Source organism: Alkaliphilus crotonatoxidans (assembly GCF_054658015.1).
In genome coordinates this window covers 798,413-821,417 of the sequence record NZ_BAAHXS010000006.1, presented here as the reverse complement: position 1 = coordinate 821,417, position 23,005 = coordinate 798,413, and the positions used below count along the sequence as shown (strand labels likewise).

General features: G+C 39.5%; 27 protein-coding genes. All 27 read right to left on the bottom strand.

Annotated elements, in window-relative coordinates; all coding sequences use genetic code 11:
- Positions 1–255: 255 nt before the first annotated feature.
- On the bottom strand, positions 256–1,965 hold the full coding sequence (gene recN, locus ACYQ1I_RS15905; RefSeq protein WP_459767064.1) for a DNA repair protein RecN: 1,710 nt from the start codon (positions 1,963–1,965) through the stop codon (positions 256–258).
- 12 nt (positions 1,966–1,977) lie between these two features.
- Entirely contained in the window at positions 1,978–2,427 is a 450-nt protein-coding gene (locus tag ACYQ1I_RS15900) for an arginine repressor (RefSeq protein ID WP_459767063.1), read from the bottom strand.
- Between the two features lie 331 nt (positions 2,428–2,758).
- Positions 2,759–3,586: a TlyA family RNA methyltransferase gene (locus ACYQ1I_RS15895; protein ID WP_459767061.1), complete on the bottom strand. Its 828-nt coding sequence runs from the start codon at positions 3,584–3,586 to the stop codon at positions 2,759–2,761.
- A gap of 13 nt (positions 3,587–3,599) precedes the next feature.
- Entirely contained in the window at positions 3,600–5,501 is a 1,902-nt protein-coding gene (gene dxs / locus ACYQ1I_RS15890) for a 1-deoxy-D-xylulose-5-phosphate synthase (protein ID WP_459767059.1), read from the bottom strand.
- Between the two features lie 17 nt (positions 5,502–5,518).
- Positions 5,519–6,142, bottom strand: coding sequence for a hypothetical protein (locus tag ACYQ1I_RS15885; protein ID WP_459767058.1), 624 nt, complete (start codon positions 6,140–6,142; stop codon positions 5,519–5,521).
- 782 nt (positions 6,143–6,924) lie between these two features.
- On the bottom strand, positions 6,925–7,374 hold the full coding sequence (locus ACYQ1I_RS15880; RefSeq protein WP_459767056.1) for a divergent PAP2 family protein: 450 nt from the start codon (positions 7,372–7,374) through the stop codon (positions 6,925–6,927).
- A 21-nt stretch (positions 7,375–7,395) separates the two neighbouring features.
- Complete coding sequence (locus ACYQ1I_RS15875; protein WP_459767055.1) at positions 7,396–8,283, bottom strand: polyprenyl synthetase family protein; 888 nt, start codon at positions 8,281–8,283, stop codon at positions 7,396–7,398.
- A gap of 4 nt (positions 8,284–8,287) precedes the next feature.
- Entirely contained in the window at positions 8,288–8,515 is a 228-nt protein-coding gene (xseB, locus tag ACYQ1I_RS15870) for an exodeoxyribonuclease VII small subunit (protein WP_459767053.1), read from the bottom strand.
- Positions 8,496–9,728: an exodeoxyribonuclease VII large subunit gene (gene xseA / locus ACYQ1I_RS15865; RefSeq protein WP_459767052.1), complete on the bottom strand. Its 1,233-nt coding sequence runs from the start codon at positions 9,726–9,728 to the stop codon at positions 8,496–8,498. Before xseA ends, xseB begins: the two co-directional genes overlap by 20 nt.
- Entirely contained in the window at positions 9,700–10,668 is a 969-nt protein-coding gene (locus ACYQ1I_RS15860; RefSeq protein ID WP_459767051.1) for a Kae1-like domain-containing protein, read from the bottom strand. The genes xseA and ACYQ1I_RS15860 overlap by 29 nt, the downstream gene beginning before the upstream one ends.
- Complete coding sequence (gene nusB / locus ACYQ1I_RS15855) at positions 10,658–11,077, bottom strand: transcription antitermination factor NusB (protein ID WP_459767049.1); 420 nt, start codon at positions 11,075–11,077, stop codon at positions 10,658–10,660. The genes ACYQ1I_RS15860 and nusB overlap by 11 nt, the downstream gene beginning before the upstream one ends.
- A gap of 195 nt (positions 11,078–11,272) precedes the next feature.
- The gene (locus ACYQ1I_RS15850) at positions 11,273–11,665 is read right to left on the bottom strand and encodes an Asp23/Gls24 family envelope stress response protein (RefSeq protein WP_459767048.1); all 393 of its coding nucleotides are present in this window, start codon (positions 11,663–11,665) and stop codon (positions 11,273–11,275) included.
- Between the two features lie 69 nt (positions 11,666–11,734).
- On the bottom strand, positions 11,735–12,529 hold the full coding sequence (locus ACYQ1I_RS15845) for a SpoIIIAH-like family protein (protein WP_459767046.1): 795 nt from the start codon (positions 12,527–12,529) through the stop codon (positions 11,735–11,737).
- A 14-nt stretch (positions 12,530–12,543) separates the two neighbouring features.
- Positions 12,544–13,128, bottom strand: a complete 585-nt coding sequence (gene spoIIIAG, locus ACYQ1I_RS15840) for a stage III sporulation protein AG (protein ID WP_459767045.1) — start codon at positions 13,126–13,128, stop codon at positions 12,544–12,546.
- Between the two features lie 20 nt (positions 13,129–13,148).
- A complete protein-coding gene (gene spoIIIAF / locus ACYQ1I_RS15835; RefSeq protein ID WP_459767043.1) occupies positions 13,149–13,772 on the bottom strand; it encodes a stage III sporulation protein AF in 624 nt (207 codons plus the stop codon).
- 8 nt (positions 13,773–13,780) lie between these two features.
- Positions 13,781–14,953, bottom strand: coding sequence for a stage III sporulation protein AE (spoIIIAE, locus tag ACYQ1I_RS15830; protein WP_459767041.1), 1,173 nt, complete (start codon positions 14,951–14,953; stop codon positions 13,781–13,783).
- Positions 14,954–14,964: 11 nt separating this feature from the next.
- Entirely contained in the window at positions 14,965–15,351 is a 387-nt protein-coding gene (spoIIIAD, locus tag ACYQ1I_RS15825; RefSeq protein ID WP_459767039.1) for a stage III sporulation protein AD, read from the bottom strand.
- Between the two features lie 12 nt (positions 15,352–15,363).
- A complete protein-coding gene (spoIIIAC, locus tag ACYQ1I_RS15820; protein WP_459767038.1) occupies positions 15,364–15,567 on the bottom strand; it encodes a stage III sporulation protein AC in 204 nt (67 codons plus the stop codon).
- 18 nt (positions 15,568–15,585) lie between these two features.
- On the bottom strand, positions 15,586–16,107 hold the full coding sequence (gene spoIIIAB / locus ACYQ1I_RS15815) for a stage III sporulation protein SpoIIIAB (RefSeq protein WP_459767036.1): 522 nt from the start codon (positions 16,105–16,107) through the stop codon (positions 15,586–15,588).
- Entirely contained in the window at positions 16,108–17,133 is a 1,026-nt protein-coding gene (gene spoIIIAA / locus ACYQ1I_RS15810; protein ID WP_459767034.1) for a stage III sporulation protein AA, read from the bottom strand.
- A gap of 162 nt (positions 17,134–17,295) precedes the next feature.
- On the bottom strand, positions 17,296–17,781 hold the full coding sequence (locus ACYQ1I_RS15805) for a CD1247 N-terminal domain-containing protein (RefSeq protein ID WP_459767032.1): 486 nt from the start codon (positions 17,779–17,781) through the stop codon (positions 17,296–17,298).
- 417 nt (positions 17,782–18,198) lie between these two features.
- Positions 18,199–18,756: an elongation factor P gene (gene efp / locus ACYQ1I_RS15800; protein ID WP_459767030.1), complete on the bottom strand. Its 558-nt coding sequence runs from the start codon at positions 18,754–18,756 to the stop codon at positions 18,199–18,201.
- A 253-nt stretch (positions 18,757–19,009) separates the two neighbouring features.
- The gene (locus ACYQ1I_RS15795; protein WP_459767028.1) at positions 19,010–20,077 is read right to left on the bottom strand and encodes a M24 family metallopeptidase; all 1,068 of its coding nucleotides are present in this window, start codon (positions 20,075–20,077) and stop codon (positions 19,010–19,012) included.
- A 423-nt stretch (positions 20,078–20,500) separates the two neighbouring features.
- Positions 20,501–21,007, bottom strand: a complete 507-nt coding sequence (locus ACYQ1I_RS15790; RefSeq protein WP_459767026.1) for a YqeG family HAD IIIA-type phosphatase — start codon at positions 21,005–21,007, stop codon at positions 20,501–20,503.
- A 68-nt stretch (positions 21,008–21,075) separates the two neighbouring features.
- The gene (locus ACYQ1I_RS15785; protein WP_459767025.1) at positions 21,076–21,501 is read right to left on the bottom strand and encodes a hypothetical protein; all 426 of its coding nucleotides are present in this window, start codon (positions 21,499–21,501) and stop codon (positions 21,076–21,078) included.
- 136 nt (positions 21,502–21,637) lie between these two features.
- Entirely contained in the window at positions 21,638–22,375 is a 738-nt protein-coding gene (locus tag ACYQ1I_RS15780; RefSeq protein WP_459767023.1) for a diguanylate cyclase, read from the bottom strand.
- Positions 22,345–22,968: a TetR/AcrR family transcriptional regulator gene (locus tag ACYQ1I_RS15775; protein WP_459767021.1), complete on the bottom strand. Its 624-nt coding sequence runs from the start codon at positions 22,966–22,968 to the stop codon at positions 22,345–22,347. Before ACYQ1I_RS15775 ends, ACYQ1I_RS15780 begins: the two co-directional genes overlap by 31 nt.
- Between the last annotated feature and the right edge of the window lie 37 nt (positions 22,969–23,005).

Below are 23,005 nucleotides of genomic sequence, written 5' to 3'. Positions count from 1 at the left end.
CGTCAGTCGCCATATTGCTCGATATGGCTTCCTTCTCCGCCTTGCTCAATGGGAATAACACAAGTTTTTAACTGGACTAGCCTGATGTTGAATTTTTAAGAAATGGATTACTGCTTTTAATTTGGCTTTTTGGAGCAGGGATTATTATAGATAAAATATTTATAAGTTGCCAGTATAACCCTTTTTATCGGTTTAGACTCATTTTTGGGCTGATAAAAATTAAGGGTTATTTAAATAAAAAAAATTCTAAGAGAGTTAGTTTTTTCTCTTAGAATTTTTTTTATTAATCATTTCTTCTGCATGTTTAAGGGTGATGTCGGTGAGTTCGCCTCCTAGAAGCCGGCCCACCTCTTTTATTTGCTCTTGTTTGTTAAGATTTATGACTGTTGTTTTGGTGCTTTGTAAATCGGCATGCTTTTCAATTAAAAAGTGGCAATCGGCCAGGGACGCAATCTGGGGCAGGTGGGTAATACAAATAATCTGATGATTTTTTGACAGCTCATACATATTCTGGCCCACCACCTGGGCAGTTTTTCCGCTAATACCTGTGTCAATTTCGTCAAAAATCAAAGTTGGAATATGATCGACATCTGCCAAGATACGCTTTAAGGCCAGCATAATTCTGGACATTTCTCCACCTGATGCAATTTTTGCCAGGGGCTTCAATGGCTCGCCTAGATTGGTAGAGATCAAAAATTCAACCTGATCAAAACCCTTGGGGCCCAGCTGATATCGCTGTTGATGATCTAACATGGGTTGAATATTGACTTGAAAGGTTGTTTTTCCCATATTTAATGTCTCTAGGATTTCTGTTAAGGATTTTTCCAGGGAATGGGCAATTTCCTTTCTTAACGAGCTTAAGGACTCAGCATTTTTTGTCATCTTCCTTCGTTGATCCTCTATTTCCTCCTTAATTCGTTGGATTTCCTTTCCACTGTTTTCTAGTAAAAATAGCTCGTTGGAAATTTTATTTTGGTATTCAATAATTTCATCAATAGATTTGCCATACTTTCTTTTAAGTGAATTAATTAAATCGAGGCGCAATTCAATTGCTTCCAATTCGCCAGGATCAAATATGGTTTCTTCTTTATAGTCTCGTATTTCCCTTGTTATATCCTCGAGCCTGTATTGAATTTCTTCTATCACCTCATGAAAATACCGCAGCTTTTCGTCGTATTCCACAACCTGCTGTAACTGGCTTTGTATATGGGACAGGTTATCCAGAATCGGTTTATGGTGATTTCCTTCACGAAGTAAATGGTAACTGTCATAAATGGCCTTGTAAATCCGTTCGCTGTTGGCCAGCTTGTTTTTTTGTATATTCAGCGACTCTTCTTCACCGGCCTTTAGATCCGCAGTCTGAATTTCCTCTATTTGAAAACGCAACAGATCAATTTTTCTTTCCCGTTCCATTTCATCATGACAGATAGCCTTCAGGCTCCTTTGAAGGGCCGAAAGCTGTTGATATTGTTCACTTAATTGAGATAACAGCTTAATAACTGATTCACCGCCGTAGGCATCCAATAGATCAATGTGGGCCTGGCTATCCAGTAAGGATTGATGCTGATGCTGACCATGAATATCAATTAACCCTCGGGAAATAGATTTCAACTGAGCCTGGGTGACAATGGTTCCATTAATTCTGCAGACACTTCTCCCACTTTGGTAGATCTCACGGGTAATAACGATGATTCCCTCGAAATCGGGGTCTATGCCATATGCCTCAAGCTGTGCATCAATTCCCTTGTCTTGAGGTGGTTTAAATACTGCTTGAATGATGCATTTATTGGTTCCTGTTCTGACAAAGGCACGATCTGCCCTTTCACCAATGGCCATATTCAAGGCGTCGATTAATATTGATTTGCCTGCTCCGGTTTCACCTGTCAGAATATTGAGGCCTTGTTCAAACTGTAGATGAAGGTGATCTATCAGGGCGAAATTCTTTACCTCTAGCTCCAATAGCATAAAGGGCCTCCTCTATTTCATCAGTTTTTTAAACTTTTCAATGGTTTCTTCCATTTTATTGATATCCTTTATTAATACAAAAATAGTATCATCTCCTGCTACAGACCCGATGATGCCCTCCAAGCCTGCGGCGTCGATGGCTGAAGCAGCAGCCTGGGCTGCGGCAGGAATGGTTTTTAAGACAATGATATTACTTGAATAATCTATTGATAAAATCGAATCTTTGAATAGTCTGATTAATCGATCAGACAATACTGAGTCCTGACTTTTCAAAGTGGCATATTTGTATTTTCCGTTTTTAGCCAGTACTTTAATTAATCTTAATTCCTTAATATCTCTGGAAACGGTTGCCTGGGTAACATTTAAACCTAGCTTTCTTAATTCCTCTGAGAGTTCCTCCTGGGTCTCGATCTCTTTATTCTCAATAATTTCCAGTATTTTTGCATGCCGGGTATATTTCATGAAAATCCTCCTTAAAATTTCGATCTGATATAAATTCTTATTTCCCAATCCCCTAAAAAGGAAATATTCAAATCATTGTATTTTTATTATTCTTCAAAAAAGAATAATTTCCTTCTCAAATTTAAGTATTCCTAATAATTTTTATCGTATAAAACAATTTTAGGGCAAAGTCGTCCTTTGAAGATTTAAGTGATGATTTTGTTGAAAAAACCATTGATGAAAAGCTTCTTTCATTTTATTTTTTTTAAAAGCGGAAGCTTCCTATAGATTATAAAAAGGATCAGGCAATGGCCGATCCTAATGAATTAATATAATAAATTTATTTTTCAATCTACCTGGTGGTTTTCTTGTCATCAAGGCTTTCATGGGAGGCCTGAATCACCATCAGAATCTGCTGTTCATGAAAATCGCCGTCTTTTTGGCTTTGATGGCCCAAGTGTAATAAATATTCAATATTTCCCTCGGGGCCCTTTATGGGGGAAAAGGAGCAACCCAATATTTTAAAACCTAGAGATCTGCTGAACTGGATTATTTCAGTAACAACCTCCTGATGAACACCGATATCCCTTACTACCCCTTTTTTTCCCACCTTATCTCTGCCGGCTTCAAATTGAGGCTTGATAAGGGCAACGATTTCTGCTCCTGGTTTTAACAGGCGCTGTGCTGCCGGCAAGACAATTTTCAGGGATATAAAGGAGACGTCTATGGAGGCGAAGCTTGCTGCTTCTGGAATTTGATCCGGGGTGACATACCGTATATTGGTTCTTTCCATATTGATAACCCTAGGGTCTTGCCGAAGCTTCCAATCCAGCTGTCCATAGCCCACATCGATGGCATAGACCCTACAGGCACCGGCTTTAAGCATACAGTCCGTAAAGCCTCCGGTAGAGGCCCCAATATCAATACAGATTTTATCTTTTAATTCAAGTTTAAATTCTTTGATGGCTTTTTCAAGCTTTAGTCCGCCTCGGCTAACAAAGGGAATGGCATTTTCTTTAATGTATATATCTGCTTCGGGGTCTACATTGGTGCCGGGCTTATCAAATTTTTGATTATTAATAAAAACCAGACCTGCCATAATGGTTCTTTTAGCCTTTTCCCTGCTGTCGAAATGTCCTCTTTGAACCAATAATTGATCTAATCTAACTTTTTGTGCCATTTTTATCTCCTACCTAGCGAAAAATCACTTTTTTATTTCCAACTTCCCTAACAAAGTCATGGAGTATTTCTGAGACAACCTTTTCACTGTTCAAACCATAAAGTTCATGGAGCTGATCAATATTACCGTGCTCTACAAAATGATCAGGAAGTGCCAGGATTTTTACATTTTTACCTATTTTATTGTCATTTAACAGGTTCAGGACAAGGCTGCCAAAGCCCCCTAGCTTAATGTGATCCTCTAAAGTATAGATCTTTTTACATTTTCTAGCATGATGTAAAATGAGGTACTCATCCAGGGGTTTAATGAATCGAGGGTTAATTAAGGTAGCATGAATCCCCTTTTCTCTAAGGCCCTTACAGGCTTGTAATCCTACTTCTGTCATATGGCCCAGTGCAATAATCAGAACATCCTTACCTTCTTCAAAGAGTACTTCTCCCTGTCCTGTTTTAATTTCTATTGTTTCACCAGGATTCTGATCCTGGGCAATCCCCCGGGGATAACGAATTGCCATGGGCCCCTTCACCGATAGGGCATATTGAATCATGGCCCTCAGTTCTCCTCCATCCTTTGGTGACAAAAAGGTAAGGTTTGGAATACAGGATAGAAAGGAAATGTCAAAGGTACCGTGATGGGTTTCACCATCATTGCCCACCAAGCCAGCCCGATCTACCAGTAATGTAACCGGCAGATTCTGTAGACAGACATCATGAACCACCTGGTCAAATCCCCGCTGCAAAAAAGTAGAGTAAATGGGAACAAAGGGCCTGTAGCCGGCTGCTGCAATTCCAGCTGCGAAGGTGACTGCATGCTGCTCTGCAATCCCAACATCAAAAAAACGTTCAGGAAAACGTTGAGAAAATTCTGATAATCCCGTTCCTGCCGGCATGGCTGCTGTGATGGCCACAACTCGATGATCCTCCCTGGCACACTCAATCAGGGTACTTCCTGCAATTTCCGAATAGGAGGTCTTATGGGTGGTTTTAAGGGGCTTTCCTGAATCCACCTTAAAGGGGCTTACTCCATGGAATTCCTGAGGCGCTTCTTCCGCCAGGCTATAGCCCTTACCCTTTTTGGTTAGTACGTGTAATAAAACAGGTCCGGTGATGTTTTTACATTGATTTAATGCCTTACAAAGGGCACCATAATTATGTCCATCTACTGGACCAATGTAGGTAAATCCCAATTCTTCAAATAATACTCCGGGTACAATAAAATATTTAATACTGTCCTTGGCCCTTTCAACGGTTTTGACAACGCTTTTTCCGATGGCAGGAATGTTGCCGATTAGAGCCTCGACGTCACCCTTAACCTTTGAATACAACGGAGTTGTTCTAATCTTACTCAGATAATTCGATAAACCACCCACATTTTCAGATATTGACATTTCATTGTCATTTAATATAACCAACAAATTCTTTTTGTTTTGACCAGCATGATTTAGGGCTTCAAAGGCCATTCCCCCTGTCAAGGCACCATCGCCGATGATGGCAACAATGTGGTGCTTTTCCTTTTTTAAATCTCTGACCGTTGCCAAGCCCAGGGCAGCAGAGATAGAAGTACTGCTATGGCCCGTATCAAAATGATCATGCTGACTTTCCTTTCTTTTTGGAAAACCGCTTAAGCCCTTATACTGTCGTAAGGAATGAAATTCCTCTCGTCTGCCTGTAATTATTTTATGTACGTAGCTTTGATGACCAACATCCCAAATCAGCTTATCCTTCAGACTGTCAAAGACAGTATGCAAGGCCAGGGTCAATTCTACAACCCCCAGGTTAGAGGCCAGATGTCCACCGGTTTTTGAAACGGAATGAATTAAAAACCTTCGGATCTCATGGGCTAAAATTTCAATTTCCTTTTCCTTTAAAAGCTTTAAATCCTTGGGAGAGTTAATTTTATCTAAATATCTGTACATTCAACCCATCCTTCTTTTTATTTTTTACCATTTGACTCGGGAATCACATTCAGTCCAAATTTTTGATTAATAAAATCTAACACCTTTGCGGTATGAAATACAAGCTTTTGAGATTGATCAAGGGCAATGCCCTTTCCTATGGCTTTCCCACCTACCGTTAAGGAGGCCACAAAGCCTGTTAAAATAACTGTAAGCAATGCACGGTTAATGGGCAGGACGTTACTGTTTAATTGAAGAATAATGCTGGCACCGGCAACACCACTGACAATACCGCAAATGTCGCCAATTACGTCATTACAAAAGTTTGATACGATACCAGCATTTTTTATGAGCTTCAGGGCACATTTGGCACCATCCACCTTATCTGCCGCCATGGCATGAAAAGGTTTTTCCTGGGCGGCGGCCACTGCAATTCCAATCATATCACTCAATACCCCGATCAGCACAATCAGAAGCAGAATAGTAAAGGCAATAAAAATTCCGGTATTTGTCAAAATAAGCTCTGATAAAATGCTAATGACAATTGTTAAGAAAAACGTCCATATTGAGATGACAATTACCCATTTTAAATTATATTTTTTCCAGGGATTATTCTTATCATTATTCCCCTTTTTATTGTTTTTACCACTGTCATCGGCCAAAAAAACCCCTCCAGAAAGCAAATAATAAAAATAATTATTAATTTATTTTATCATAATAAATAAAATTTCATAAGGAAAAATATAAAGCTGATAGCCTATACTATCAGCCATATTAATATAGTGGCAATACATTAAGTAAATTTTACGGCTTAGGTCCAGTTGGATTTCCCAGCTTAATACTGTCTGTCGCCATAACAGCGGTTTCCCTTTAAACTAAGCTCTGCCTTGTCACCAAGGGCAGGACTGGATTACCACTTAGTCCGCACTGTAATCCCTAATGTATCTCTTACGAACAGTCTAGGAGTTTTCCTCAACAACCCTTCCAATTCTTAGCCTCTTTTGCAGCATAGGTTTCAAATAGCAATGAATCTCTCCAATGGGCCCTATTGTTGAGAAACTGATCCACTTATCTACCTATCCCACTCAAGGCAGGCTACGCTTTCCCTTGCGACTAAATCGCAAGAAGATAGGTTTCCCCAATTTAACCAAGGTTAAATTAGTCTCCACGGAGTAAGGGTCATCGCCCGCATGCCATTGCAGATCGCCCCCACTCCTTACTCCCAGCATCGACCCCCGACTGGGCGTCGGCAGCCGAAACTAGGAACTTCATCGATGTGCCCTTCAACGGATTTTTAGCCCCGCCTTCCAAATTAGTCAGGTTGACTAGAATACTGTACCACTATAAGGTAAAGGTAATTTACGAATTGTGATTTGAGTTTAAGTTTAGATTTTTAAAGCATTACCTTTATTACATCAAATTATAACATATGATAATTTGATAATCAAACCATCAGGTATGCCACTAGAATGCCTAATATTGCCCCTGCCAACACCTCAATGGGTGTATGGCCCACTAGCTCCTTTAATCTTTTCTCTGTGAGCTTTTTCTCCTTTTTTTTGTGAATATCTTCTATCATTTGATTAATAATGATGGCCTGTTTTCCCACAGCCATTCTCACCCCAGCAGCATCATACATGACGATCAATGAGCTGACAATAGCAATGGCGAACAGGCTGGAATCCCAACCGTGAATGAGACCAATTGAAGTTGAAAGCCCCATCACAAAGGATGAATGGGAGCTGGGCATTCCTCCTGAGCCTACAAAGCGCCCCATATCGAAGCGCTTGTCGACAATGTAGCTATGTAGAACCTTAAGGGCTTGGGCAATAAACCAGGATAAGGCCGAAATCCAAAGCACTTTATTATTGCCAATAGCTGTGAAAAAACCCAAGGTAACCCCTCCTTCTTAGTATTAATTTTCTCGATCAACAAGGTATTGGCATAGATTGACTAAAAACTCTGATGAATGCTGGTATTGTTCTAGTAGCTCTAATATTTCCGCTGTAAGGGTCTTTACCTTTTCTCTGGAAGCCTCAATTCCAAAGAGAGACGGATAGGTGGATTTTTGATTTTCAATGTCGCTTCCTGTTTTTTTACCCAGCTTTTTCTCATCCCCTACAATGTCAAGTATGTCATCTTGTATTTGAAAGGCTAAGCCAAGCTTTTTACCTATGAGAGCCATATTTTCAATATCCTTAGGTTCTGCCCTGGCAATCAGGGCACCAATCTTTAACGGTGCGGCAATGAGGGCGGCGGTTTTATGATTATGGATGTATTCCAGGGTCTTAGCATCAATTCCATGGCCTTCGCTGGCCAGGTCTACCATTTGCCCTCCGATCATACCATTAATTCCTGCTGCCTGGGCAATTTCGTATATGCTCTGAACAAAGGGCCTGGGGTGATCCTGAAGCAAAGCATCCCGAAGCATGGTTTCAAAGGCATGATTTAAAAGTCCATCCCCTGCCAGTATGGCCAGGCCTTCACCAAATACCTTGTGGTTGGTTGGTTTTCCCCTTCGGTAATCATCGTTATCCATGGCAGGCAAATCATCGTGGATTAGGGAGTAGGTGTGAATCATCTCTATTCCGCAGGCGTAGGGCAGTACCAGATGCAAATCCTTGGCAAAAAGATGATAGGAAGCCAGCGCAAGGACTGGCCTAAGTCTCTTACCACCTGCCATAAGACTATATTCCATCGCTTCTATCAGCGGTTGATTTTGATCTGAAGGACTTTGGAAAACCTCCTTTAAATATTGTTCCACCATTTGAATATATTCCTGCATCTGTTTTTTCCATGTCATTCGGCTAGTCCTCCCTTTCTTCAAAGGGCAATGGTTTAATAGCCCCGTTTTCATCAATAATCATTGATATTTTTTCTTCTGCTTCATTTAATTTAAGATGGCAATACTGGTACAGCTCGACTCCCTCTTGAAACAGCTTTAAAGAAGCCTCCAGCTCTAGTTCACTGCTTTCCAGCTGGTGGGTAATCTCTTCAAGGCGTTTTATTGCTTCCTCAAATTTTCTTTTTCTCAAGGCTGGGTTCCTCCTTATTTATATTCATTACACGGCACTTTAGGCTTCCATCAGATAAGGTTACTGTGATTTGATCCCCTGGGGAAATTTGTTTAATACGCTTTAGCACCCTTCCATTTTCGTCTGTCGTAACGGAATAGCCCCTTTCTAAAACTGCCAGAGGGCTCAGGGCATTCAATCTGCTTCCCAGGCCCTTAAGAAGAATTCTATTTTCTCGAATGAATCGGTTCTCCTGCTTATGCTGATGCCCTAATAGAAAATCTAGTCGCTGTCTTTCATCATAGATGCGGTGATAGGGATATTTAAAGGAATAGGCGGTCAATAGATTAGTCAGGTTTTTACGATGGACCTGAAGGTTGCCCTTCATCAAATGATTCAGTCTTCGATTTAACAGACTAAGGCGTTCCTTCAGCTCCTCCTTGGCGGGAACTGCCAGCTCCGCCGCCGCTGATGGGGTTGGAGCCCTTAAATCAGCTACAAAGTCTGCAATCGTATAGTCGGTTTCATGACCCACGGCTGAAATAACCGGTATCTTGCTGGCAAAAATTGCCCTGGCCACGTCCTCTTCATTAAAAGCCCACAGCTCCTCAATGGAGCCGCCGCCCCGGCCCAGAATGATCACATCAATGTTATCCATAAGATTAGCTTTATTCAAAGCTTCAACAATGGAAGCCCTGGCCCCCTCTCCCTGGACTAAAACAGGGAATATTAATATTTCTATTCGGTTGAATCTTCTCTTTATCACCGAGAGGATATCTCTGATGGCTGCTCCTGTAGGAGAGGTTATCACGGCAATACGTTCTGGTAGATAGGGAATGGGTTTTTTGTATTTTGAATGAAACAGTCCTTCTTTTTCAAGCTTGTCCTTTAATTGCTGATAAGCTAAATAAAGGGCACCAAGGCCATCGGGCTCCATTTCGTTAATATAAAGCTGGTATTGACCATCCCGTTCATAGACTGAAATGTACCCTCTAATATTGACCTTCATACCGTTTTCTATTTGAAATTTCAGCTTTTCACAGTTAGACCTGAACATGACACAATTGATACGGCTCTGTTGGTCCTTCAGGGTAAAGTAAAGGTGGCCGCTGGAATGAATTTTACAATTGGATACCTCACCCTTTACCCGTAGATTATAAAGTATTGGGTCATTGCTTAAGATCCGCTTAATATATTGAGTTACTTCAGTAACTGATAGTATTTTTATCTGCATGGTTCTTGACCCCCAAAAGTCCAATTCCTACTGCATTATCAGATGAAAAGCGAGGATTTGCAAAATAAAACCTAATACCGCTTTTTTGAAACGCTTCCTCAAGATGCTCTTTTATAATGGAATTACAGGCAACGCCCCCCACCAGCAAAATTTCTTGATAGGGTGCTGCCAGGTTTTTTATTAGCTTGATCAATCCCTTTCCAAGGCTATGAAAGACACCACTGGCCACTGCGGCGGGAGGATGCCCCTGTTCAATCAGGCGCTTGAAATGGGTTTCTGGGCCCGAAAGGCTGATGTGATTTTCCTGAACTGACAGAGGAACTGAGGGCGGCGAATCAACCCATTTTTTAGCCAGTACCTCTAGATGGGGCCCCGCCGGAAAGGGCAGGCCCAGTTTTACGCCTATTCGATCGATATATTGACCTGCACTTAAATCGTTGGTTCCCCCCAGGATATTAATTTGATAGCCTGGCCCCTGAGGAGTCACTGCAAGGGCTTCAGTTGTACCACCGGATAAGTGGAGGGCTAAGAAGGGTTTCCGGGGTACGAATCCACTTGACCAGAGTCCTGCTTCGATATGCCCCTCTTGATGGCTAAACTGGTAAAGAGGAACCTTAAGTAGTGTAGCCATGGCTTGCCCGTAGGATTGGGCTCCTAAAAAGACTGGCATATAGGATTCTTCCAAAGGCCTTGGCCTTGTGGCGCTGCTGATGGCTGCAATCTTCATAGGGGCAATATCCGTCAGTAGTTTTTCAAACATTTGGGGCAAATTTTTAATATGGTGGAATAATGCCTCCGATTGCCTTAATCCAACTTCACCAGGCTTAACAGGCAGCAATTTTCTCTCTTCATGAATCAACTGGCCCTCCATGCTTATAAGGCTGAGGGAGGTTGTATAGTTACTGGTATCGATTCCCAATACTAATTGACTACTGTTCATGCTTTTTTAAACCCTTTTCCTCTACATATTTGCCTAATATACCATTAATAAAGGAGGCCGATTCATGGGTACTATACCTTTTTGCCAATTCGATGGCTTCATTTATGGAAACCGCCGGCGGAATTTCTTCCATATATAGAATTTCTCCAAAGGCAATTCGCAGTATAGCCAAGTCAACCTTGGCAATTCGGTCAAGCTTCCATCCCTTTGAAAAAGCCATAATGGTTTCGTCAATTTCAGCACGATTGCTGATTATTTGCTGTACTAGCTGATTAATATAATGTTCCTGCTGCCTTTCCGTTGCTTCTTCCTCTAGATTATCTAACAGGATTTGATAGTCATATTGATTATGTATGCTCATCTGAAATAGCATTTTCATACAGAACTCCCTTGCAAGCTTACGATTCATTTTTTTATCCTCCTTAACTAGTACCCTGTCGTAATTAAATTCTAGGTGATTCAAGTTTAACTGGGATGGAGTACCAGGTATTTTCCTACTACTGTTATTGTTATGTAACCAATAATATTTTAAACATGACAGCATGTCCAATATCGATTGACGTGAAATAAACCCTCTGGGTTCAGAGGGTTAGTAACGTTAGTCTTACTTTGTCTTTTCATTTTTACTTTCTTCCTCGATAGTTTCCTTTGGAAAGCTGACACCCTGAATGTGAATGTTGACTTCGATAATACTTAAGCCTGTCATGGTTTCGATGGACCGTTTTACCTTATCCTGGATTTCCCATGCGATATCAGGAATTTTTGTACCGTATTCAACGATGATAAAGAGGTCTACAAAGCCACCCTTCTCATTAATATCTATCTTTACTCCTTTAGAAAGACTTTTTTTCCCAAGGATTTCTGCAATTCCACCAACCAAACCACCGCTCATACCTGCTACACCTTTAATCTCCATAGCTGCTAATCCTGCAATGGTGGCAATAACATCCTCTGCAATTTTAATTTCTCCATATTCTAGATTTTGAGTTGCGTCCATTTCTTCACCTCCTGAGTGTCAAATGTCTAGGATTATTATACCAAAATCCTTTCCTATTGACAAACAGTTCTATTTTTTATTCATAATAATGATGTTATCCATTGGAATATCTGTTTCTCGCCTTACTATGTCAACGATCTGGGCAACTTCCTTTTCATTTAGCCCTTCACTTTGTACAACCACATTAATTGAATCTCCTGAAATAAATACCACTACATCATTAAAGCCCTTGGCCATTACCATATTTTCAATTAATAATTCCTTATCTGAATTTCCAATCACATTCATTTTCATATCAAGGGCTTGGTTCCTTTGATCCTCTGAGGTATATTGATTGTTTACGATGTCATCTAAATAGCTTATCATTTCACTTCGTTTCTTATCTCTTTCCAGCTTGCTTTCGATAAAGTATATATTGCTTTTCATGATTTGCTGGCTGGTGATGGTGGCACTAATCTGGGCGTTGGTTTCCTGAGCCACATCCATAACGCTGTTGTCACGGCTGTCGACGATGATGGCATTATCCATTTCTCCCTCTACCTTTTCAGATACCAGCTCGTTAAGACTTACGTCCTGTTCCTCTGTTTCATCACTTTCCTCGGTTTTATCTGTCGACTCTGGCTCCTCGTTAATTTCCTCTGGGTCAGCCTCACCCAGCTCATATTCATCTTCGCCTAATATCTCCCGCAATACACCGCTTTCTTCCATCATACGCATTTCGTAGCTTTCCAATTCACTAGAGGTTTTCAACAGGGACTCTTTATTTAGATTATAATTAATATATCCAATCAGTCCCAACATCATAACTAAAGATAAAATAACAAAATTTTTTCTTTTTAATAGACTTATGTCTCTGAATTTCATAATAACCCCTCCCCTTAGTTTTTAGGATAAACCTGTACTCGATGACCAGGTACCTGCAGTACTGTTTTAACTGCCTCATATAGCTTAGCCTTGACTTCAACATCCTGGGCACCCTCGGCTACCACAATCACCCCATTCACCTGGGGCTTAATTTCCTTTAGAACCAACGGTTTGTTTCCACCACTCTCACTGCTGATTACGGTGTTGGTTGTGATGCTTTCGGAATTAAGTGTACGGGTTCCCCCGTTTGAATCCTTTTCTTCTGTTGTATCTCTTGACTCTACTGTATTGAGGGCTGGTACAATTTCTGAACCCATTTCAAAGGTAATCATGACTTCCACCTGACCTGCTCCCTTTATTTCTTCCAAAATACGTTTCAATCTATGCTCAACCAGCTCCTCTTCAGATAAATTAACGGCCGATGATACCTGAACTTTTTGGTCTTCCTGACCGGAAAGATTATTGTTTGAGACAGGCTTTAAGGAAAAAAAGTCGCCTGAGATAATCAACGCCATGACAGCCACAGCTAATAGCACCAGCAGATTAGCTATATATTTTTTTGATAAAACCTTTTTAAAGGCTTCGTTCCACTTTTCCATGCTTGATCCTCCTCACCACTTTACTTATTCTTCTGTACAAAAACACTGATGCTTTCCCTTGGAATGTTGTAAAATTGATTGAAATCGTTGATGATGGTTTCCCCTCCATTAACTAACATTATGCTTTCGTCCTCTGAATTATTATCCTTTTTTCCAGGAAGTCTGACATTTATGCTGACCTCTTTGATTTTAATCGTTTCCTCAGGAGGTGGTGCTTCTTCTGTTAGAATAATGGAGACGGCCTTGATCATACCATATTGGTCCTCCTTCTTCTCCTCAATTTCCAGGTCTATTTCGGCAACCTGTACCCCCAGCTGACTTTCAAGACGGCTGGCCATCTGTTCCTTGAGGTTTTCTTTGTATAGCTCTATTATGATCTCCTGATTATTAACCTCCAGGGTTTTCATACGATTGTTTAGGGTCATCTGTTCCAATTGATTGGAGGCCATAAGTACACCGTCGGCAATGTTCTCGCCTCCCTTCACCAGCTCCATTAAAGGATTAAGAATGACAAGCATAATCAAAAGGCCAATGATAACATTGATATAGCGTTTGTGATTTGAATTAGGTAAAAGAAATTCTACAAAGGTTATGAATATAACAATTGATATAATGGTGATAACCCATTCTCTGATTTGTTCCATCTTTTCACCTACCTCATCATTAAAGTCACGTTTCCCGTGCCAATTATAATTGTTATGGTAATAAAGAACATAATGGCTATGGAAGAAACTGTAGCAAAGAGCAGTACCAGGGAATTAGCCATTTGATTTAAGCAATCCACCAGCTGCCCCTGGGCAATGGGTTCAATTATGGCTGTACATAGTTTATAGATTACAATTAAGGCCAGTATTTTTATCATCGGAATCAAACAAATTAAAAAAACACTAATCAGTCCAATGGCCCCTATGGAGTTCTTTAGTAAAAGTGAACAGCCGATTACTGTATCCATTGCGTCTGATAAGAAGCCGCCAACAATGGGAATGAATTTATCGACTGCGAATTTCGCCGTCCTGATGGTAACGCCGTCCACCGAGGCCGAGGTAATTCCCTGAATCGAAATGATCCCTACAAAGGCCGTTAAGATAAAGCCAAGGATTATGGCGGCAATTTGTTTTAGAAGCCCCGCTAATTTTGTTATTTGTATTTTTGAAGAAAAGTTATTAACAATGGACAATACTGCTGAAAAGAAAATTAAGGGCAGTACAACTGTTTTTACTACTGTACCGATAAAGCCAATGGCCCCCAGCAATATGGGATGAAAAAAAGCCGAAGCCGTTATCCCTCCCATGGCCAGCAGAAGCCCCAGCAGTACCGGCAGGAGAGCCTGCATAAAGGTCACCATAACATCAATGGTTTCTTTTCCAATATTGATGGCTATAAGAAAGCTCTTAATGGTCAAGGTAATAATCACCAGGTAGCATACACTATAGGCTAACCTGCCTACAATATCACTTTCAAAGGCGCTTTGCAGATTACTGAGCATAGCGTAGATGGTGGATAAAACAATAATTTGACCTAATAGCTTCCAGTTGGCAAAAACCTCTTTAAATAAAAATCTGAGGGCCCCCTTAATAAGCTCATTGAAGGAAAGGACTGCTTCACCCCGAACTAGCTTCAAGACAAACTCCTTTAAGTTAATTTTAGGCAAGTATTCATCCAGATCACGATTAATTGTGTCCATAATTTCCTGCAGATCACCGGTGTCTAATTTATTAATTTGGTCAAGTATAATATTTTCTGTATTCAGCTCCTCGGCTACAGCCCACCCATAGCTTGTCATGAATATGATAAACACAATGGGTAAAATAAAAAGTTTTTTCATTTTTTCACATCCTAAGGCACCATATTTATGATCAAATCCATTAATGAAACTAGGATTGGTACAGCCATTACCATAATTAATACCTTTCCTGCAAATTCAATTTTAGAAGCAATGACCCCTTCGCCGGCATCTTTGCATACCTGGGCTCCAAATTCTGCGATATAGGCTATTCCTACAATTTTTAATATGGTAGCCAGGTAAATATCGTCAATGCTGATCTTATTAGCCAATTGATTCAATATTTCGATTACTGACTGGAGCTTGGCCAGCACAAATATAAAAATCACAAAGCCCGTTACAAGGCTGATATAGATCCCCAGCTCTGGCTTTTGATTTTTGACCAAAATTGCCAAAACTGTCGCAACCAGACCAATGGCAACAATTTGAAAAATCTCCATGGAATCACATCCTTAATATAAACGAAACATGGTTTTGACGGTTTCAAATAAATTACTGATCAAATTAATCACCAACATTAATACCACCACTAACCCCACCAGGGTAGTCATCATGGCCTGTTCCTTTCTCTCGGCCTTCTCTAATACGAGGTTTAAGATCGAGACGATAATTCCGATGGCGGCAATTTTGAAAATCAAATCTACGTTCATCACCATTTGTGAATTCCTCCTAAATTAAAATAAAATTATGACGATTGTCAAACCTGCCAAAAACCCTAAATGCTTGTATAGGCTGACATTTTTATTTTGCAGGAGGACTGCCTCCTCGTAATTTTTTCTCAAGCCTTCCATTGTCAACCGAATATACTTAACTTGATTTTCCTTATCTGACGTACCTAGGTTGTTACCCAGATTTATTAATAGCTCTATATCTTCTCCCTTTAGCTCACTGCTGTTTTTTGCAATTTGCAGGCCTTTAGCCCAGGCCTCTGGGAAGGTAAAGCCATCTTTTTTAAGTAAAATTTCTGCAGTAGTATCAAACAAAATACTGATTTCTTTTTTGCTTTTGGCGGCTACTTTTTTCAGCAATATTGGCAGTGGGGTGGCGCCATAGACAATTTCCGTCTCTAACATTTGAAGGGTATGAATGAGCTGTCCCAGCAGGCGGGTTCTTTCCCGAAGTCCATTGGCTAAAATTTGCCCTACCATTCCACTGCAAATTATAATAATACAGGAAAATATAATTTTGGTTGTCATCTATGTCACCATCCTATTGGCAATCGGCTGATCGATTAGCGCCTTATAATGATTTCCTTCGAGCAATGATTCAATGGTACCAATGCCCTTCTGATTAGATAACACAATCATTCTATTAAATATTTTTGATTTTACCAGATCACCTATGACCGGTTTGGAGCGTATATCATCGAGGGATTGTCCATGTACAGTGGTGATGACTCTGGTGCCGGCCATTAACGCCTCTTGGATTGCATGAATATCCTCCATTCTGCCTATTTCATCGGTGGCAATTACCTGGGGTGACATGGATCGAATCAGCATCATCATTCCATGGGCCTTTGGACAGCCATCTAATAGATCAGTTCTAATACCCAAATCGTTTTGAGCTTCTCCCTGGAAGGAACCGCCAATCTCAGAGCGTTCATCCACCACTCCCACCTTCATGCCTTTAAAGTTCAATGGGGGTATGCCATTACTAAGATTTCTGATAATGTCTCGCAAAAGGGTGGTTTTACCACATTGGGGTGGAGATATAATCAGGGTATTATAACAGTCTGTCGGCCCTTTGATAAGGTATTCCATTACTGTGTCTGCTACCCCCTTTTTCTCTCTGGAGATACGCATATTCAGCCCGCTAAAGTCCTTCATTGTCTTTACACCGCCGGCATTATCTAAAACAACTCTGCCGACAATCCCTACCCGGTGTCCGCCGGGGATGGTAATATAGCCCTGCTTTAATTCCTCTTCAATGGCGTATAGGGAATAGTTAGATATAAACTGTAGGGTGTTTTCAATATTTTTTCTGTTTACCTTCATGGCCCTTTGAGACTCGAGGGTCAGTTCTCCCTGCTCTGTAACATAATATTCCCTTCCATCACCTAATAGCATTAGTGGACGATTAACCCTTAATCTGATTTCCTCCATCAACTGTTTAAAGGAATTTGGGATAGGGCTTACTATTTTTCGAATTTCAGGGCAGAGATATTGTTCCAGCTGCTGATGGGTTTGACTATACCTTTCTTTATCAATAAAGCTTGCCTCCATGAGAACCTGTCCCCCCTTCTTTATAATAGATATTTCAAAAGGAAATAAATTATGACCAAAACTAAAAGAAAAAACCAAAGGTCATGACCTTTGGTTTAATGGGATAAAATAAAAAAATCCAATGAAATTTTTGCATTGGATTTTTTATATTGCTTTTTAAAATTATTTTTCAATTTCCTCTACAATTTCTTCTTCATCAATGTGACAGCAGCCATCGTGGTGCTCATGATAATGGTCTTCCTCCATAATGGTAATTGTTCTATGGCATTGAGGACAGACCACTTCAACTTCATCATCCTCCAATAAATCTTCATCAACAAAAATCTCTTCTTCGCAGTAAGGGCACAATACCTCAGCAAAGTCTATATCGTCATCTTCTTCGTCAAAATCCTCATAGTCGTCAAACTCATCATCGTCATCATCTTCTTCAAAGAGTTCATCCTCTACGTCCATTAAATCTTCATCAAGGGCTTCAACGTATTCGGCTAATTCCTCCTGCTCTTCACCGATTTCAACAATAGCGTCTGCAAATTCCTCCAGGGTGTCGATAATATTCATCAATAGTTTGCCCTCTTTCGATGATTCTTTGATGTTTAAACCATCTGCCAATCCCCGCAGGTATGCAACCTTTTCAAATAAGTGATCCATTCTTGCTACCTCCTTATCTCATGTTTTTATGATCCATTTGAAAAGAAATAAGAGAACCATCATCTTTATCTTTCCAAATGTAATAAAAAAAACGCCTGTATTTTTATAATCTATAGGAAAGTTCACTTAACACAATTATATTAAAGAGAGCTTTCCAAATATAGATTTCAACAAAGTCATCCTTTAAATTCTCTGAAGGAAGACTTTGTTCTGACTAAAGGTCTTTAGGGCGTATCTGAAAACCCACTCTTAGGGCATCTTTCACCGCTTTTTTGTCCCACGAAGCGTTGCTTTTCCTTGACGTACTCCTGGTATGCCTTCAAAAAAGCGCCTTGCTTGGAACAAAAATTCAGTAAAATCTGCACCCTTCGGAGTATTCAGACACACCCTAGTTATTTTTCCTAATTTCGCTTAATTTTATGCCCTCGACATATACTCGCCGGTTCGGGTGTCTACTCGAACAGAATCACCTTCGTTTACAAACAAGGGCACCTGGATTATAGCACCGGTTTCAAGGGTAGCAGACTTGGTAACATTTGATGCAGTGTCTCCCTTGATTCCAGGCTCAGTCTCTGTTACAACCAGAACAACAAAGTTCGGTGGATCAACCTGGAAGGCCTTGCCTTGATAAAATTTAATTGTTGCTGAATCATTTTCCTTTAAAAATTTAATTGCATCCTCCACCTGATCAAAGGTTAAAGGAATTTGTTCGTAGGTTTCATTGTCCATGAAATAATAAAATTCACCATCATTATATAGATATTGCATTTCCTTTGTGTCAATATGGGCCTTGGGGAATTTGTCACTGGGATTAAAGGCCTCCTCACGAATAGCACCGGTTTTTAAATTCTTGTATTTGGTTCTTACGAAGGCAGCCCCTTTACCTGGCTTTACATGTTGAAAATCCAGTACTACATAGGGCTCTCCATTTAACTCAAATGTATTTCCTTTTCTAAAATCTCCTGCTGAAATCATTGTATCCCTCCATATAATCATTAATCATTCATAACTAGTGTGGTTAGTACCTGTCGCAATTAAATGCTAGGTACCCCTGGTTTATAGCCCGATATGGCTTCTTTTTCCACCTTACTTTTGGGAAATTCCCAGGCCTTATCTCGTCATTTAAATGACGCAGGATACTAGTTATCGTTTTAATGTATAAATTAATAGCTATTAACAATAGTTTAATAACTACTATTAGTTAATGATGAACAGACAATAAATAATTTTATACCTGCAGCTCCAGTAGATTTTTTTTGGATTTTGACAAGACCCTAAATCCACTTTCTGTGACGACAACCAGATCCTCTATTCTAACGCCGCCAAACTCTGGAATATAGATACCTGGCTCAATTGTGATAACCATACCGGGCTCCATATCTATCTCTCCTAATGAATTTACATGGGGTAGCTCGTGGATTTCAAGGCCGACACCATGGCCTAAGCCATGACCAAAGAATTCGCCATAGCCTTTTTGCTTGATAATGTCACGGGCAATTTGATCCAGTTCTTTACCCTTAATGCCGGGAGCCACTGCTTTAAGAGCGGCTTCTTGGGCTTCTAAAACTATATGATAAATTTCTTTTTGTTTTTCTGTTGCTTGGCCCAGTACAAAGCTTCGAGTCATATCAGAACAATATCCATTAAAAATACAACCGAAATCCAGGGTGATTAAATCTCCAGCTTCGACTATTTTATCTGATGCGACTCCGTGGGGTAAGGATGAACGTTGGCCTGAAGCCACGATGGATTCAAAGCTGAGGCCGGAGGCCCCTCTTTTTTTCATGAAATACTCAATTTCTAAAGCAATCTCTAATTCCCTCATACCTGGCTTAATGTAGGATAAAATATGGGAAAAGCAGTCATCGGCAATGGAGGCGGCCCTTTGTATCAGTTCAATTTCCTCCTGGGATTTGATGGAACGCAGTTTAATTAAGGCACCTTTAAGGGGAACAAGCTCTATTGCTGTTAGCTTTTCTTTATAATCTATGTATTTGCCATAGGTCATATAATCCTCTTCGATTCCCAAACGATTTAAATCTAGTTCTTTTAAGGCATCGGTTAAAGGATAGGTACGACTGATTTCAATGATTTTGTAGCCATTGCATTGCTGCTTGGCTTGAACAGTATACCTAAAATCAGTAAAAAATAGAGCTTCTTGTCGGGTGATCAGTACAGAACCGGTAGTGCCTGTGAAACCCGCTACATATCTTCTGTTTTCCGGTTTCTCAATTAAAATTCCATCAAGACTATTTTGGTGTAATAGATTTCGGATTTGTTTAATCCTTGTCTCCAAATTTCTCCCCCCTATTCCATATGGCCGATACAATGTCCTGGGATGAAAGGATCACTATAATACGGCAAGAACTTCTAAAATAGCTAATAAGCAGCTATTACCTTGTATTATATCCAACTGAACAATAAAAGTTTCAGCTTTAAATAGTGATTTTATTATTTCCAGGGTAGAAATGTTGTTCTGGTAATACAGAAATGCTTTATGCTGTCAGATATTTTACCACCAGTACCAAACCCTTCCTATAAAAAATCCTATTTAATCATAACACATTTTCTGTTCTTTGAATAGATTATAGTTTGTGTATATAATAAATATTAAGTCATTTTTTGAATATAATTTTCCATTTATTTTGTCAGCTAAATAATAAATAAAAGCTAATAATATAAAAATTATTAGCTCTAAATAAGACCCCTGGCAGTAATATTAATTGCCCTGCCTGTCGGGTAGTACAACTTTTAAAACATGTCTTTCTACCCTTCTTACCAGGGTAGTCCACCAAAATTCTTTACTCTTAATAGGTATCACCAGGATTGTCATAATCCCCATTCGGTTTCCTCCCAGTATATCAGTAAATATTTGGTCTCCTATAATGGCAGTATTGGTTATGTCGGTTCCCATCATTCTCATGGCTTTCCGGAATGCTCCCCTTCGGGGTTTAGTTGCTCGATGTATTGCCTGCAGCTTAAGTACTTCATTAAATTTTACAACTCGGTCTTCGGTATTATTAGACACCAAACAAACCTCAAAACCGGCTGTTTTAAGGCCCAGCAGCCATTCTTTTGTTTCTTCACTGGCCGACTTTTTATCCCAGGCCACTAGGGTATTGTCGATATCGATGATGAGCCCCTTGATATTTTTTTCTTTTAATAGATCTAGATTCAAGTGAAAAATAGATTCTACATATAAATCAGGAGTTAATAATTCTAGCATAGGCCACCTCTTTATTTTTACTATATATTACTATAGTATGGCCCTTTTAGTCAAAAAACAATATTTTTTTATTCACGGTAGGTTCTAAACCGCATTTTTCCCTTTACTTTAATTTCCACATCACCCATGTCGGACTTAGCTTTTTCAAGATCCTTTAGCATTTCATATTCACACTTAGGGCAATATTTATGGTGAGATGAAAGTAATAGACACCCACAACGCTGACATTCTACATTTAGAAATTCATTGGGAACTTCGATTAACCTTCCATCCTTGACGAAGTTATTCACTACATGAATAGGAATTCCAAGGCGTTGTTCAATTTCGAAGGCTGTGGCACCTGGGTATTCCCTTAAATACTCTCTGATTTGGTCAAAAATTTCTTCCACGTGCTTTAGACAGCTTGAACAAAAATCCTGTAGAGAATTTTCATGTATAATTTTTTTACACCTTCTACAGGTCTTAACCTTTATAGAGTAATTTTTCTTTTTCATAGAGGTACCTTCCTTGTCTATTATCTCATTATCATATTCCTATTAGTATGTTCATTATATCATATTACGCTGTAAAGGATTTCAGTTATTTTCTTGATTTCAGCTAATTCCTTCTATAGTACTAGATAAAGGGGCTCTACTTATGTGGACCTTTTTTGATTCGGCCTTCTTTTTTATTTTTTTCCTGATACATGGCCTGATCAGCTTCTTTAAACAGCTCCTTTACTTCTTTTTTAACCCCTTCTGTACAAATACTCCCGATACTTACTTCTAAAATAAAGGGAAGCTGTTTTTCTTTTTCCTCTATTTGTCTTCTAATTTCGAGTATTGTCTCGTCAAGCTTTTTATTATCTATTTCGGGCAATATGATTAAAAACTCATCGCCACCATATCGAAAGGCCAGGTCGATTTCTCTGATTGATTCCATAATGGCGTCTGCCACGTTTTTGATTGCTTGATCGCCAACTAAATGACCAAACTTATCATTGATTGCTTTAAGGTTATCAATGTCTAATATAATGAGGCCGTAACGGCGAAACTTTATCAGCATTTTGTTAGTGGTTATTTTTTCCCACAAATTTCGGTTATAAAGCATTGTAGCCTTATCAAGAAAGGCTTCCTCATAAAATGAATACCGGCTTTTCCACTGCTGCAAAACGATAAGCTCATACGTCTTACAGCATAAATGAACACTTTCTATTGAAATAAACCATTCCCCTTTAATTAACTCTGTAGAAGGGGAAATTTTAACTAGATCAAGGTCCTTTAATAATCTTAAGGCATATTCTTCATTAGTATTACTATAAATTAATTTTTTAGATGAATCTAATATACATGTAATAACTAAAGGATGCCCATTTTCTCTGTTTTGCATTTTTCATTCCCCTCTAATTTGTTTTTATTTCTACTTAACCAATAGGTTGTCCATAGGCAATAAATCTCCTCATCCCTCGGTGTCGTTTGACTATTAATAAAGAGGAGGATATTCCCTTTTATAAAGGCAATATAGGAATGTACGAAGGCTTCGATAGAAACTTCATTGAATTTTTTTGATTTCATACTTTCTGCTAACAGCTGCCTTAACTGATTTATGTACTTTTCCTTCCATGGCTGAATAGATGCCTTGATCTCCATTTCAAGGCAGGCCGGAGGGTAAAGGTAGTTCCTCATAAAAAAACAAAATATAAGCTTTTCTTCTTCTAAAAAATATATCAATGATTTAAAAATATGATAAAGTTTCTTTTCTAAGGGATTTTGACTTGTTTGATAATAGGACTGCTTCATGTAGGCCAATAGACTGTCTCTGCAGTATAAAAAGAGCTCCATATATAAATCCCCTTTTGTACGATATTTTCGCTCAATTTCTTGTAAGGAAAGGCCTGTCCTTTGAGCTAATTCAGTTAGGGTGCTATTATGGTAGCCTTTTTCTTCAAAGCACAGGATGGCAAGCTTTACTTGATCAATCATATTATCATTCTCCATACCTTCATAAATTAATCAAACG

Coding starts and splice junctions, on each gene's coding strand:
- recN (WP_459767064.1), bottom strand. CDS start 1,965: ATGCTATTGGAGCTAGAGGTAAAGAATTTCGCCCTGATAGATCACCTT.
- ACYQ1I_RS15900 (WP_459767063.1), bottom strand. CDS start 2,427: ATGAAATATACCCGGCATGCAAAAATACTGGAAATTATTGAGAATAAA.
- ACYQ1I_RS15895 (WP_459767061.1), bottom strand. CDS start 3,586: ATGGCACAAAAAGTTAGATTAGATCAATTATTGGTTCAAAGAGGACAT.
- dxs (WP_459767059.1), bottom strand. CDS start 5,501: ATGTACAGATATTTAGATAAAATTAACTCTCCCAAGGATTTAAAGCTT.
- ACYQ1I_RS15875 (WP_459767055.1), bottom strand. CDS start 8,283: ATGACATGGAAAAAACAGATGCAGGAATATATTCAAATGGTGGAACAA.
- xseA (WP_459767052.1), bottom strand. CDS start 9,728: ATGCAGATAAAAATACTATCAGTTACTGAAGTAACTCAATATATTAAG.
- ACYQ1I_RS15860 (WP_459767051.1), bottom strand. CDS start 10,668: ATGAACAGTAGTCAATTAGTATTGGGAATCGATACCAGTAACTATACA.
- nusB (WP_459767049.1), bottom strand. CDS start 11,077: ATGAATCGTAAGCTTGCAAGGGAGTTCTGTATGAAAATGCTATTTCAG.
- ACYQ1I_RS15850 (WP_459767048.1), bottom strand. CDS start 11,665: ATGGACGCAACTCAAAATCTAGAATATGGAGAAATTAAAATTGCAGAG.
- ACYQ1I_RS15845 (WP_459767046.1), bottom strand. CDS start 12,529: ATGAAATTCAGAGACATAAGTCTATTAAAAAGAAAAAATTTTGTTATT.
- spoIIIAG (WP_459767045.1), bottom strand. CDS start 13,128: ATGGAAAAGTGGAACGAAGCCTTTAAAAAGGTTTTATCAAAAAAATAT.
- spoIIIAF (WP_459767043.1), bottom strand. CDS start 13,772: ATGGAACAAATCAGAGAATGGGTTATCACCATTATATCAATTGTTATA.
- spoIIIAE (WP_459767041.1), bottom strand. CDS start 14,953: ATGAAAAAACTTTTTATTTTACCCATTGTGTTTATCATATTCATGACA.
- spoIIIAD (WP_459767039.1), bottom strand. CDS start 15,351: ATGGAGATTTTTCAAATTGTTGCCATTGGTCTGGTTGCGACAGTTTTG.
- spoIIIAC (WP_459767038.1), bottom strand. CDS start 15,567: ATGGTGATGAACGTAGATTTGATTTTCAAAATTGCCGCCATCGGAATT.
- spoIIIAB (WP_459767036.1), bottom strand. CDS start 16,107: ATGACAACCAAAATTATATTTTCCTGTATTATTATAATTTGCAGTGGA.
- spoIIIAA (WP_459767034.1), bottom strand. CDS start 17,133: ATGGAGGCAAGCTTTATTGATAAAGAAAGGTATAGTCAAACCCATCAG.
- ACYQ1I_RS15805 (WP_459767032.1), bottom strand. CDS start 17,781: ATGGATCACTTATTTGAAAAGGTTGCATACCTGCGGGGATTGGCAGAT.
- efp (WP_459767030.1), bottom strand. CDS start 18,756: ATGATTTCAGCAGGAGATTTTAGAAAAGGAAATACATTTGAGTTAAAT.
- ACYQ1I_RS15790 (WP_459767026.1), bottom strand. CDS start 21,007: ATGCTAGAATTATTAACTCCTGATTTATATGTAGAATCTATTTTTCAC.
- ACYQ1I_RS15785 (WP_459767025.1), bottom strand. CDS start 21,501: ATGAAAAAGAAAAATTACTCTATAAAGGTTAAGACCTGTAGAAGGTGT.
- ACYQ1I_RS15780 (WP_459767023.1), bottom strand. CDS start 22,375: ATGCAAAACAGAGAAAATGGGCATCCTTTAGTTATTACATGTATATTA.
- ACYQ1I_RS15775 (WP_459767021.1), bottom strand. CDS start 22,968: ATGATTGATCAAGTAAAGCTTGCCATCCTGTGCTTTGAAGAAAAAGGC.